We start from the raw sequence: 11656 nt of genomic DNA, 5'->3' as shown, positions 1-11656 counted from the left end.
CTCTTACCAATAATATTGGGCATGGTGCAATTTCTGAGATTGCTCTTGCAATGCTTCCCAATGCTTGAATTTTAGTTAAACCTGTTAATCCATGACTTCCAATTATTATTAGATCATACTTACCTTTTTTAGAAAACTGAATGATTTTTTCGACTGTATTTCCCACTAAAATTCTGTATTCATCTGAAATGTTTTCATTTTTACATTTGTTTACCCTCACTGTGAGTGTTTTTTTCAAATCCCTTCTTATTCACAAAATATTTGGTGAGATCCTTTCTGATCTTTTTTATGATCAATTAAAATCCCTATGATTTTTGAAGGTGGTGGGTTTGAACCGCTTGGAACAACTGTGATGAATGAAATCTTTGCCCAAATTTTTCTGCCATTCTAATTGCTTTTGCAACTGCTTTTTTAGAAAATTTTGAACCATCAAATGGAACTAGAATTTTTTTAATATCGTCTTTTGACACAGTTTAGATTACAAATCATGCCTAATTAAAGAAATTTAGATTATCGTTTTTGAATATTATCACTTATTTTAGATAAATTTCATTAATCAAACAGGTAAAGATTGACTCGTACCAAAAAAATTCAGAAAAGACTTTCAATAGTGTTTATAGTTTCATTATCTACTTTTGGATTTCAAATTACTGGTGGTATTCTCAGTAACAGTCTTGCCCTAATTGCAGACTCTTTTCATCTTTTAATTGATTTTTCAGCAATTGCAATTGCACTTTTAGCATTTAAGATTGCACAAAGGCCCCATAACTTAAAAATGACTTTTGGTTTTCACAGAGCAGAGATTGTTGCAGCCTTTATCAACGGAATCTCTTTGTTAATCATGGCTGGATTCATTTTACATGAAGCATACGATAGAATTACAGCCCCCCAAGAAATTGAAACAAATTTTCTTTTAGTTTTTGCAAGTGTTGGTTTATTGGCAAATATTGTTATGGCATTAATACTCAAAGAAGACAGTCACACAAATCTTAATGTCAAAGGATCTTATCTTCATGTTTTAGGTGATCTTGTTTCTTCAGTTGGAGTTGTTGTAGGAACTTTGTTGATAATTTACTTTGATGCAATGGTTATTGATTCTATAATTAGTATTGGCATTGCAATATTGGTAGCTCATTCAGGAATACGACTAAGTAAAAAATGTCTCCATATCTTTATGGAGGGAACTCCTGAGAAAATTAATTTAGCAGACATTGAAAATGAATTAGAAAAATTAGATGAGATAATTAATGTGCATGATTTACACATTTGGACATTGACATCAAACATGCATGCAATGTCAGTTCATGTTAAAGTACGAGACTCTGCTGTTCATCACATAAATGAAATTTTAAAGAAAATCAATCAAATAATGCAAGAAAAATTTGGCATCACTCATTGTACAATTCAAATCGAAGATGATAATGATCTCATTAATCCGTAATTACCTTATTTTTACGTCTAAAACTGTAAGGGTCGATCTAATTTGATAGGATCTTTGAAAGATTAGATTATTTTACAGTAACTGAATCTTTTACCCAAGGATGAATCATGCAAAAATAAGAATACTGTCCCATCTCATCAAATCTATATGGAAAAGTATCTCCTGACATAATCAGGCCACTATCAAATAATCTGTCTGGGCCTGTTTTTTGACTAGATATTTTATCTCTAAAAGACTACTTTGTTTTTGAAACACTCAGAATTCCCAGTGTCCATAGGCACAACCTGATACTAAAACAAAACTATTGCAGTTTGAATAAAGTCTAAATTATACCAATTTAAAAAATTTCTAACATGGAAATATCTAGTAGAAATGTAGTTGAGGGTACTGCTAGATCACCACATAGAGCAATGTACAAGGCCATGGGATTAAACGATAATGATTTATCTAAACAATTCATAGGAGTATGTCATACAGGTAATGAAGCAACTCCTTGTAATATTCACCTGCCACAATTAGCTTTAGAAGCTAAGAGAGGAGTTGCAGATGGAGGCGCAACACCAAGAGAATTTTCAACAATTGCAGTTAGTGACGGAATTGCAATGGGACATGAAGGTATGAAGTCATCATTGGTATCTAGAGAGATTATTGCAGATTCAATTGAAGTAATGGTAAGAGCACATCAGTATGATGCTCTAGTGGGAATTGCAGGATGTGACAAAAGCTTACCTGGAACAATGATGGCAATGGCAAGATTAAACATCCCATCTGTGTTTGTTTATGGTGGAACAATTAAACCAGGAATGTTAGATGGAAAAGAGCTTACAGTTGTAGATGTTTATGAAGCTGTTGGAGCTTATGATGCAGGAAAGTTATCACTTGAAGATTTAAAGAATATTGAAAATGTAGCATGTCCCAATGCAGGATCTTGTGGAGGAATGTTTACAGCAAATACAATGGCATCAATTTCAGAAGCCATTGGTTTGGCATTGCCAGGAAGTGCCAGTCCGCCAGCAGAAGATGATAGACGAAACAAAATGGTCTATGAATCAGGAGTTGCATGTGCTAAACTATTGGAGATGAATATTAAACCTCGAGAAATCTTAACTTTTGAAGCATTTGAAAATGCAATAATGATGTTAAATTCTGTTGGAGGTTCAACAAATGGCATATTACATTTACTTGCACTTGCAAATGAAGTAAATATTGATTTGACATATGATGATTTTGAAAGAATTAGAAAGAAAACGCCGCATTTAGCAGATATGAAGCCTGGAGGAAATTATGTAATGGAATCATTAGATAGAATTGGAGGCATACCATTTGTATTAAAAAAATTATTAGATAAAGGATTACTAAATGAAAATTGCATTACTGCAACTGGTAAAACAATAAAAGAAAATCTTAACGCATTCAAATTACCAGAAGCAGAACAACACATTGTCAGATCAATTGAAAACCCACTTCACGAAGTAGGAACTGCAGTTGTTCTAAAAGGAACACTTGCACCAGAAGGAGCAGTAATTAAAACAGCAGGTGTTGAAATGACTAAATTTACAGGAACTGCCAAAGTATACGATAGAGAAGAACTAGCATTTGATTCAGTTTCCAAAGGAGAAATTGATGAAGGGGATGTAGTTGTAATAAGATATGAAGGGCCAAAAGGAGGTCCAGGAATGAGAGAAATGTTAGCAACAACTGCAGCATTAGTTGGTCAAGGATTAGGGAAAAAAGTAGCAATGGTAACTGACGGTAGATTTTCCGGAGGCACTCGTGGATTTATGGTTGGACATGTTGCACCTGAGGCATATGTTGGCGGTCCAATTGCACTAGTTAAAAATGGCGATAAAATTACAATAGATACAGAAACTAACATAATTGATCTTCATGTATCAAATGAAGAGTTAGAAAATAGGAAAAAAGACTGGAAAAAACCTGATGCAAATTACACTTCAGGTGCATTAGCAAAATTTGCAACACTTGTAGGTTCAGCTGCTAAAGGCGCTGTAACATATGCAAATCCCTAAAAAATAAAATACAAAGTATTTTTACTATAATTATTGAATGATTCAGATATTTATCAATGCAAACATGATAAAAAAATTATAAGAAAAATCAATTCAGAATATGCGATAAATGTTTGTGATAATTGTTTTGAGGAATTTAATGACATTAAGACTAGGCCATTGTTTTTGGCCAAACAAATTTTGATATCAAGTAATTTGATGATTGAAAAAATGCCTGAATTTCTTAATGATTCAGATAAATCGATGAAATTATGGCATGATTGTAATAATGACGTATTAGAACAATTAAACAAATTAAATCACCCAACAAACAATGATAATCAAAAAAAGAATGTAGTTAAAGATGAAACAGAATATAGTTTTGATGAAATTCTACATGAGACAGAATTAAATCAAAACGGACAAAATTTAGATGGAAAAAATCTTCATGATTTGTATAGACATTCTACAAAATTAATCAAATAATTTTTCTAAATTAATTTTCATCCATTCCTAAAACATCATAATATGCCTTGGGTATCATTTGTTGAGCCTTGAAAAAGACATTGTTTACTGCAGTATCCAAAACATATGTTTTTGCCCAATCTTTTTCGCTACGAATTGAACGTCCAAAACCTTGTAGTAATTTTGTTAATGTTTGAGAAGTATACCATAAAGGAAATTTGCTCATTTTTGCCTTTGTTCTTTTTTCAGTATAATTTGGATATGGAACTTTTGCTATTATTTGAAAACGAGATAAATCATCTTTAAGATCAACACCCTCCCACAAAGATGAAGATAACAATACGCCTGTAGGATCAGAAGAATGCTCAGAGATTACTTCATCTTGAGTTTTATCATCTTTATTTTTACTGTGACAGAGTCGAATTCTTTTGGTATTTTTTGGGGACAAATATCGAATAATTTTCTGACAACGAGGAATTGAAGATGTTAAAATCAAACCTCGTTCATTTGAATGTTCATCTAAAATCCGGTCAATTGTTTTGATAACTTCTAACTCATCTTCTTCAGTTGAACCATAACTTAATCTTCTAATATTTAGAAGATCAATTTTTCTGCTTTCTATGGGAAATGGAGATTTTGGAGTATCAACAAATGCAACATCATCTTTTTCTAATCCCATATTTTCACAAAATCCCAGTTTGTCAATTGTAGCAGACATGAAAATCTGATATTCAGTATCAAAAAATTGATTTGCAAATTTAGATACATCGATGGGTTTTACAGATATAGTTCTAAAATTTCCGTTAAGGTCCTTCACAGGATCATTTACTATGAAATTGTCTTTATCAGAAAGAATATCAATTTTAGCTTGTGCAGCTCTATCATAACGTCTTTCCAGGCCTGTAATTAACTCAAAATCAGGATTGTTTTGAAATACTGGGCTTTCTTTAATGTCTTTAATTTTTTTAGCATAAGAATATGCAATATCGTCAGTTAATTGTATCATTGAATCCAAATCAGTAAAATTGTATTTTTCAGGATTAAGATTACATTCATCTACCTGGCCTGCAAAAATATCAAACCCCACAAACTGAATAATTTGATCTTCAATTTTATGGGCCTCATCAAAAACAGTAACTTTTCTATCCAAATAATCTTCAAATAATTTTCTGTTAAATTTCATGATTGTGAAAAAAGCATGGTAATTCCACAAGGAGTGATTAGATACCAGTGCATCATATTTTTGCATATAGTAGTGGCAAGATAAAGAATCTGCAGTATTTTCTTCTACTTGTTTTATAGTGGGTTTAAAATCACAAACTTGAACAATTTCTTTGCCATTTTTATTTACTCGTTCTTGACATTGTCCTTTATCACAAGTTAGGCCCCAACGCATTGCACGCCTGTTATTTTCAACTTTTTCAGCAGACATTTGTTTAAGACACGGGAAATTTTGTTTTCCCTTTACAGGTTTTAAAAAAGGAATATCTTTGATGTATTGATCTTGCAAATGTTTTGATGCAGTAACAGTAAATGAACTATCAAAATAATTTGAGATAGTTGCGCCAACTAAAGATTTACCAACTCCTGTAGGGGCACAAAGAACAATTTTTTTGTATCCTGATTTTAAATTTGATTCAATTTCATCAAGAATTGTTTTTTGAATTTTTCTAGGAGTAAATTGATCGGGAAATTTTTCTATAAGAGACAGAATTAATCATCTCGGTTTTAGGTATTAAAAGCATGAAGGTTCTTATGATATACTAAATTTTTCATCAGCATTTTAATACCAATTGTAAATGGAGATGATATGGAATTACTTGATGATAAAATGAGAGTGTGGTTAGAAAGCGCAAAATTTGTTAAACCTGTTTCAGGAATTTATGTATTATACAATAGAAGTAAACAGCCAATTTTTGTTGGTCAGACAGGTAATTTAGAAAAAACATTTACAGAATTATTTGATACGGATTTTAATGAAAATGAATGTATGAAAAAGACAGCATTTTATCAAAGAGTTTTTACAGATAATCAAAAGGAAGAGCAAGTACAATTAATTGAAAAAATTAAAAATGAGACCGGAAATTACCCGCCATGTAATTCTGAAATAGAAATACAAACACAATAAAGAAATTATTTTAAAACAAAAATTAAATCGTTAAAACTAATTTTTGAAAGATAAAACATCAATTTAGATTATTATATAAAAATAATGAAACTGATAAAAACGATTATGGCGTATATCTGATATGCACCAATGTTACTATTGTGATCAAATATTTGATTCAAAAGAAGATTTGTATGAACATTCAGAAATTCACTCAGATAGTGAAAGAAACAACGAAATCAAAGATAGACAAAAAAAAATCAAATCAAAATTAGGCTCAAAAAAAAAATTACTGAAAAAAAATAGAGCAAGAGTCAGAATAAATCAAATTTAGATGAAGATATAAGAATTTAAAAATAAAAAACATGGATTGGGTGGAATTACTGTTGCAAAAATCATGTGACAGAACACTTCAAAAAGGCGAAGTGTTGCACAGTCTCTTTCATATGATTGAAGTAAATGAAAAAACATTACATCACATTGAAACAGATAAAAGAAATTTTGGTCCAGAGTTGGAAGAATTAAAACAAACTGAAATAAAAGATATAAATTTTCATCTGAAATATTATCGAAGTTTAGTAAATTACGTTAATTCAATTCCAGAAAGTAAAATGATTAAAAATCAATAATTTGTTATTCACGTAATTTATTAAAAATTTCATCATATTTTTTTTGTTCAGAAATATTTTTTCCATATTCTGTTTCTTCATCGTATTCATCTCGTTTTTTATTCAAATACAAATTTAATTTTTCAATTTCTGATGAGATCATTTTACCCGAATCCTCTTTAGCGAATTGTTTTCTCTGAGCATCATTTTGGCCTCTTGTAGGAAAATGCTTATTGTAAAATTCATTTTCAAATATTTTTTGATGTTGTCTTTTAATGATTTCAGCAAGATCAAAGTGACCTTGTTCATGTTTTAACAAGTCCTCATTAAATTCAGACATTCTAATCCAAGACAAAAGAGGATTAAATTCCACACTTAGTTGTATATTTTCAATTGAAAAAACTACTTTTTCACCTAGTTGTTCAGAATTTACAGTCCAAGTAAATCCATATTTTATAACACTGTGAGAATCCTCGTAAATACCAGGATTTGGTTCAGCCATAAAATTTGAGACATTTAACAGAGTCTCATCAGACCAATAAATTACTTCATGTTCAATCATACTAACAACTATTTGGATATCCAATAAATTATTTGATTTGAAAATAATTGAAAATTTATGCCTAAATTAAAAAATAGATAATTTTTTCAACCCATTTTGACCAAATAACACGACACATTTTATTTTATGAATTTGAAGAAATCTAAAGCAATAGATTCACGAGAACAGGGTTTGTGCGGGTTAAGTCAGAATGTAACTCCCAAAGAGTCGATGATAGTGGTTTAACTTGCCTGTTTTCATGATTCTAAACTATTAATTTTAGATACATTATAGAAAAACATGAATAAGAAATTTTATGCGTGGATGGGAATTTCATTAGCAGCTTCAGCAGTTGGATTATTTTTGCTATTTTCATAGTAATTTTGTGTTTTTTTTAAAAGAAATTTTTTAAATAAATATTATTAATTAGTACAAAAATATCAAAAATTGAAAATGACATTGTGTCCCACTTGTAAATTGTCAATGGAATCACATTCTACTTCAGAATTAATGGAATGTTGTATGAAACAAGTCGACGATGAATTAATAGATAATCAAAAAGGCATATGCCCAAATTGTAAACATGAAATTAAAAAACATTCAGATAAACAATTAGCAGAGTGTACTTTAGAATTTTTAAAATCGCCCAATGATCATTGAAGATAAGATTAAACAAGAGAGTGTAGCAGAATAAAACATGAATCAATTAACAAAAAAAATTATTGATGAATTTTCACCAATGTGGACAAATAAACAAGTATGGGAATTTGATCAAACTAATCCCGAGTTAACTTTCGATCTACTTTATGTAGAGCCTGGAAAATATGATGATAGTTTATGGAAATCAAAATCATCTCATCTAGATTCAGATGTTAGGGATGTAATTGTCAGAACATTTGAAAATTTACTAGATAATGACGAATTATGGATTGCAAACAAAGGCACAAAATCATTGAATAAAAATAACGTAGCATATCTAATGGCAGTAATTGTCGATACAATGATAGAAGAAGAAGTTTGTTTAAATTTTAGACTAGAAAAAGACTGTCTAGTTCTAGCCATAGATAGAGATGCAGACGTAATTGATTGTAAAGAATTTTTTGAAGAATTTTACCACTTGGCAACGGGTTTCAATTACGAAGCAGATACTGGAATTCCAGATGATGAAACTGAAGCAGAAATGTATCTAACAAGATTACAAGAAGAATTTGATGAAAAAATGAAGAATATTCTTGGAGATAATTATTTACAAGGAAACAATGATCCAGATACAATAAATGCAGAAGAATAAATAAAAACCAAAAATATGATCAGACATGGAAGATGAAAATTTACCTGTCCAATGTCATCCAATTATTAAATCAAAAAAGAAAAAATTAGAGGAAATAAAAAATGAAACAATGTAAATTATGTGGAAGTCCATTAGGAAAAGAACCAACTACAGAGGAATTAGAAAAACATTGGAAAAAGCACCATAATTGGCATTGGGAATCAAATAATAAAAAAACACCACAAGAAGCATTATTAAAAAATAATTGAATTAGGTATACTAATTTTCAATAATACAGATAAGTCAAAATAATAGTTTTAATTATTTTTAAGATTCAAGTATTTTTGGACTTCTTCAACGTCTTTGTCACCTCTACCTGAAAGAGTAACAACTACAGATTCAGAAGATTTGCCCTTTTTGGCAACTTTCATTGCTTCAGAAATTGCATGGGATGACTCCAGTGCGGGGATAATTCCTTCAGTTTGAGTTAGAGTCAAAAATGCATTTAGAACTTCTTTATCCGTTGCAGAGTGATATTTTACACGCTTTGTGTCTTTGTAGTATGCATGTTCGGGGCCAACACCAGGATAATCCAATCCTGCAGAAATACTGTGAGTTTCTGTAATTTGACCTTCACTGTCTTGAAGTAAATAAGTCATCATTCCATGTAAAACTCCTTTACTGCCAGCAGATAATGTTGCTGAGTGTAATTTTGATTTTAATCCCATTCCTGCTGCTTCAACACCAATAATTTCTGCACTTGTATCAACTAAAGGATAGAATGTTCCAATTGCGTTTGAACCACCACCAACACATGCAATAACAGTATCAGGTTCTTTGTTATTGATTTTTTTCATCTGAGATTTGATTTCATTTCCAATGACGCTTTGAAAATCTCTAACCATAACAGGGTATGGATGAGGGCCAACAGCAGAACCTAGTAGATAATATGTTGTTTCAACATTTGTAATCCAATCTCTAATTGCATCATTAATTGCATCTTTTAATGTCTTAGAACCAGATTTTACAGGATGAACTTTAGAACCTAACATATTCATTCTATACACATTTTGTTTTTGTCGGATTGTATCTTTGTATCCCATATACACTTCAGCTTTCATACCTAATGCAGCACAAGCCATTGCAGTTGCGACACCGTGTTGACCAGCACCAGTTTCTGCAATGATTCGTTTCTTGTTCATTTTTTTTGCTAAAAGTGCTTGACCTAAAGTATTGTTAATTTTATGAGCTCCACCATGCAAGAGATCCTCTCTTTTGAGATAGATTTTTGCACCTCCTAATTTTTCAGATAAATTTTTTGCATAGTATAATGGAGTAGGTCTTCCAGCATATACTTTCAAATAATAATCCAGTTCTTGTTTGAATTTTTTATCATTTTTGAATTTCAGATAATTTTCTTCCAATTCTTCTATCGCAGGAACAAGTGTTTCGGGGATATACTGACCACCAAATTCTCCAAATTTACCGTTTTTAGGATATTTCAATATTAAATCATTCATAAGTTTGGATTTCCGATATTAAATACTACTCATGCCCAATAGACTAGTGTTACAATGAGTTACTTATCTTCAAGAATTACTAGAGAAGAATTTATCAAAACCAGAGGAGCTGAAACCACTCAAAGTAATGCCAGAGTAGCCTTGAACATGTTTGATCATTTTTGTCTAGGCACATATGATAAATCAGGTGACCAAGTGGTTTTAGATTTAGAATCAATATGCAATAAAGATAGGAATTATGATAGAGTGTTCAATCTAGTCAATAGTTTCATTTTGTGGTTAGGTCAAGACCACCCAGAACTTAGAATCAATATGTGTAATAAAATAATGGAGAAACCAAAAAACCACGCTTCAAGTATAATCCGTTACGTATCATCAATTAGACAATTCTTAGAAGAATTTGGCCAAATAGAATTTTCTGATAAAGTATTACAACCAATTGTAGATGCTGAACAGGAATTAGATGAATCTCATTATCATGAAGTACAAAATGAACATCAACAAATAGATGAATCAGCTTTCAAAGAAATAAAAAATTAGATTTCTATTCTAGCTGCACCTGTTGATGATAAGAATTTTTTTGTTCCCTCATTAAGTAACTTAACAACCATGGCGATTTCATTTCCACTTACTTCAATAGATATCTGTTGTGCTATCTGAACTTTAATCGCATATGCCATTACTGTTATTTTGTAAGTAATAGCTATAAACTTTCAATTTGCAAATAATACTAGAGTAATACCGTTTTGGCAGGTTTTGAGCTACTTTAGCTCAATTTAGTCACAACATGTGAGCTCATTCTGGATTATAGTTCTCTAGAGTTGTTTGGGGGAATTCTTTGTTGAATTTCTCTCTATACTTTCTACGTCTTGTAATTCTCAACAAATTATCTTCAAAGGACATCGGGTTTGTTACGAACTGAGAACTTAAGATCTTTTGGTTATTTGTTAATAGACAATTTTATCTAATTCAAATTACAAATAGAAAATTTTTTATTGAATTTTAATTACAATGTTTTCTAGATTGATTCAACCTGAAAATAAGAAAAAAAGGAAACAGGTAACTCATTTTTGTAGATTATGTCGAAAGTATGACATAACAACTAGATTATCTCATCTGGAATTGTACCATAAGACAAGCAAGGAGATATCATCAAGCAAGAAATCTAATAAAGACATACTTGATGTATTATTCGTGGAGTGTAGAGCAGTTGGCTAACATATCATCAAAGATTACAGTTTGCTGCAAATCTTGAATGTAAAAAAGTCACGTCACGCTAGTTAATAGACAATTTTATCTAACTCCAATAATGATGGTTTTCTAGATGGTCAGTTTAGAATTAGATTTTCCAAAAGATTCCAAGGTTGACAGAGCCCTTATGGAAAAACTAATGGAAGATTTTCAAAAACTGTCTTTGAAAGTTGGAGAAATGTCATTTGATGACGTACCAACAAAAGAAGTCCGATACTTGATTGCAGTCTACATGGATTTTTACCAAAAGGCTAGCAACCTAACCACAGATGAAGAAGATACCATAGAGAAGACAGTAATTTACACCATGATTATGAAACTCAGAGAGGGAATAATGGCTATGGTTTCTTTAGTTACAAGTAAGTTGGTAGGAAAATTAGACAAAGAGATAGAGGAATTAAAGAAAACAAAATAACAAAAAAACTCACTCCGCCCTAAAATCACATA

17 protein-coding genes are annotated in these 11656 nt (G+C 30.9%); 11 read left to right on the top strand and 6 right to left on the bottom strand.

The window, feature by feature from the left end; genetic code table 11:
- Positions 1–238 (bottom strand): universal stress protein (locus AW732_RS00285; protein WP_172790352.1); only part of this gene is annotated, 238 nt, incomplete at its 3' end.
- Between the two features lie 67 nt (positions 239–305).
- The gene (locus AW732_RS08370) at positions 306–470 is read right to left on the bottom strand and encodes a universal stress protein (protein WP_082697377.1); all 165 of its coding nucleotides are present in this window, start codon (positions 468–470) and stop codon (positions 306–308) included.
- 101 nt (positions 471–571) lie between these two features.
- On the opposite strand from AW732_RS08370, the gene AW732_RS00280 reads away from it, so the two are divergent.
- From AW732_RS00280 to AW732_RS00270, 3 genes are all read left to right on the top strand, one after another.
- Positions 572–1441 (top strand): cation diffusion facilitator family transporter, encoded by an 870-nt coding sequence (locus AW732_RS00280; RefSeq protein WP_067956792.1) that lies wholly within the window; start codon positions 572–574, stop codon positions 1439–1441.
- Positions 1442–1794: 353 nt separating this feature from the next.
- A complete protein-coding gene (gene ilvD, locus AW732_RS00275; protein ID WP_067956790.1) occupies positions 1795–3468 on the top strand; it encodes a dihydroxy-acid dehydratase in 1674 nt (557 codons plus the stop codon).
- A gap of 33 nt (positions 3469–3501) precedes the next feature.
- Positions 3502–3933: a hypothetical protein gene (locus AW732_RS00270; RefSeq protein WP_067956788.1), complete on the top strand. Its 432-nt coding sequence runs from the start codon at positions 3502–3504 to the stop codon at positions 3931–3933.
- A 10-nt stretch (positions 3934–3943) separates the two neighbouring features.
- Here AW732_RS00270 and AW732_RS00265 read toward each other — a convergent pair whose 3' ends face one another.
- Entirely contained in the window at positions 3944–5626 is a 1683-nt protein-coding gene (locus AW732_RS00265) for a helicase C-terminal domain-containing protein (RefSeq protein WP_253805512.1), read from the bottom strand.
- 96 nt (positions 5627–5722) lie between these two features.
- Between AW732_RS00265 and AW732_RS00260 the strand changes: the two genes are divergently transcribed.
- The 3 genes from AW732_RS00260 (at position 5723) to AW732_RS00250 (ending at position 6648) form a co-directional block, all read left to right on the top strand.
- A complete protein-coding gene (locus AW732_RS00260) occupies positions 5723–6040 on the top strand; it encodes a GIY-YIG nuclease family protein (RefSeq protein WP_067956786.1) in 318 nt (105 codons plus the stop codon).
- 121 nt (positions 6041–6161) lie between these two features.
- Positions 6162–6353, top strand: a complete 192-nt coding sequence (locus AW732_RS00255) for a hypothetical protein (RefSeq protein ID WP_067956783.1) — start codon at positions 6162–6164, stop codon at positions 6351–6353.
- Between the two features lie 31 nt (positions 6354–6384).
- A complete protein-coding gene (locus AW732_RS00250) occupies positions 6385–6648 on the top strand; it encodes a hypothetical protein (protein ID WP_067956780.1) in 264 nt (87 codons plus the stop codon).
- Between the two features lie 4 nt (positions 6649–6652).
- Here AW732_RS00250 and AW732_RS00245 read toward each other — a convergent pair whose 3' ends face one another.
- Complete coding sequence (locus AW732_RS00245) at positions 6653–7213, bottom strand: hypothetical protein (protein ID WP_348625405.1); 561 nt, start codon at positions 7211–7213, stop codon at positions 6653–6655.
- Between the two features lie 432 nt (positions 7214–7645).
- Between AW732_RS00245 and AW732_RS00240 the strand changes: the two genes are divergently transcribed.
- The 3 genes from AW732_RS00240 (at position 7646) to AW732_RS08625 (ending at position 8707) form a co-directional block, all read left to right on the top strand.
- Complete coding sequence (locus AW732_RS00240; protein ID WP_253805513.1) at positions 7646–7828, top strand: hypothetical protein; 183 nt, start codon at positions 7646–7648, stop codon at positions 7826–7828.
- A gap of 37 nt (positions 7829–7865) precedes the next feature.
- Positions 7866–8459, top strand: a complete 594-nt coding sequence (locus tag AW732_RS00235; protein ID WP_067956773.1) for a hypothetical protein — start codon at positions 7866–7868, stop codon at positions 8457–8459.
- A 101-nt stretch (positions 8460–8560) separates the two neighbouring features.
- A complete protein-coding gene (locus AW732_RS08625) occupies positions 8561–8707 on the top strand; it encodes a hypothetical protein (protein ID WP_172790351.1) in 147 nt (48 codons plus the stop codon).
- 48 nt (positions 8708–8755) lie between these two features.
- On the opposite strand, the gene trpB is transcribed toward AW732_RS08625, so the two are convergent.
- Positions 8756–9958: a tryptophan synthase subunit beta gene (gene trpB / locus AW732_RS00230; protein WP_172790350.1), complete on the bottom strand. Its 1203-nt coding sequence runs from the start codon at positions 9956–9958 to the stop codon at positions 8756–8758.
- Positions 9959–10012: 54 nt separating this feature from the next.
- Here trpB and AW732_RS00225 point away from each other — a divergent pair, with 54 nt between their 5' ends.
- Positions 10013–10498 carry a hypothetical protein gene (locus AW732_RS00225; RefSeq protein ID WP_067956770.1) on the top strand — a complete coding sequence of 162 codons (486 nt, stop codon included), beginning with the start codon at positions 10013–10015 and terminating at the stop codon, positions 10496–10498.
- On the opposite strand, the gene AW732_RS08480 is transcribed toward AW732_RS00225, so the two are convergent.
- On the bottom strand, positions 10495–10638 hold the full coding sequence (locus tag AW732_RS08480; RefSeq protein WP_156416033.1) for a hypothetical protein: 144 nt from the start codon (positions 10636–10638) through the stop codon (positions 10495–10497). The two genes, AW732_RS00225 and AW732_RS08480, sit on opposite strands and share 4 nt — an antisense overlap.
- Before the next feature lie 644 nt (positions 10639–11282).
- Between AW732_RS08480 and AW732_RS00220 the strand changes: the two genes are divergently transcribed.
- On the top strand, positions 11283–11624 hold the full coding sequence (locus AW732_RS00220; RefSeq protein WP_067956767.1) for a hypothetical protein: 342 nt from the start codon (positions 11283–11285) through the stop codon (positions 11622–11624).
- The last annotated feature ends 32 nt before the right edge of the window (positions 11625–11656 follow it).

Origin of the sequence: Nitrosopumilus sp. Nsub (assembly GCF_001541925.1) — an archaeon.
GTDB lineage: Archaea > Thermoproteota > Nitrososphaeria > Nitrososphaerales > Nitrosopumilaceae > Nitrosopumilus.
Note: the sequence above shows the minus strand (reverse complement) of the source record. Positions and strands in the feature narration are given on the sequence as shown.

Bases quoted from the DNA above. Each gene is read 5' to 3' on its own strand.
- AW732_RS00260 (WP_067956786.1), top strand. From the start codon at position 5,723: ATGGAATTACTTGATGATAAAATGAGAGTGTGGTTAGAAAGCGCAAAA.
- AW732_RS00250 (WP_067956780.1), top strand. From the start codon at position 6,385: ATGGATTGGGTGGAATTACTGTTGCAAAAATCATGTGACAGAACACTT.
- AW732_RS08480 (WP_156416033.1), bottom strand. From the start codon at position 10,638: ATGGCATATGCGATTAAAGTTCAGATAGCACAACAGATATCTATTGAA.
- ilvD (WP_067956790.1), top strand. From the start codon at position 1,795: ATGGAAATATCTAGTAGAAATGTAGTTGAGGGTACTGCTAGATCACCA.
- AW732_RS00255 (WP_067956783.1), top strand. From the start codon at position 6,162: ATGCACCAATGTTACTATTGTGATCAAATATTTGATTCAAAAGAAGAT.
- AW732_RS00220 (WP_067956767.1), top strand. From the start codon at position 11,283: ATGGTCAGTTTAGAATTAGATTTTCCAAAAGATTCCAAGGTTGACAGA.
- trpB (WP_172790350.1), bottom strand. From the start codon at position 9,958: ATGAATGATTTAATATTGAAATATCCTAAAAACGGTAAATTTGGAGAA.
- AW732_RS00235 (WP_067956773.1), top strand. From the start codon at position 7,866: ATGAATCAATTAACAAAAAAAATTATTGATGAATTTTCACCAATGTGG.
- AW732_RS08625 (WP_172790351.1), top strand. From the start codon at position 8,561: ATGAAACAATGTAAATTATGTGGAAGTCCATTAGGAAAAGAACCAACT.
- AW732_RS00225 (WP_067956770.1), top strand. From the start codon at position 10,013: ATGAGTTACTTATCTTCAAGAATTACTAGAGAAGAATTTATCAAAACC.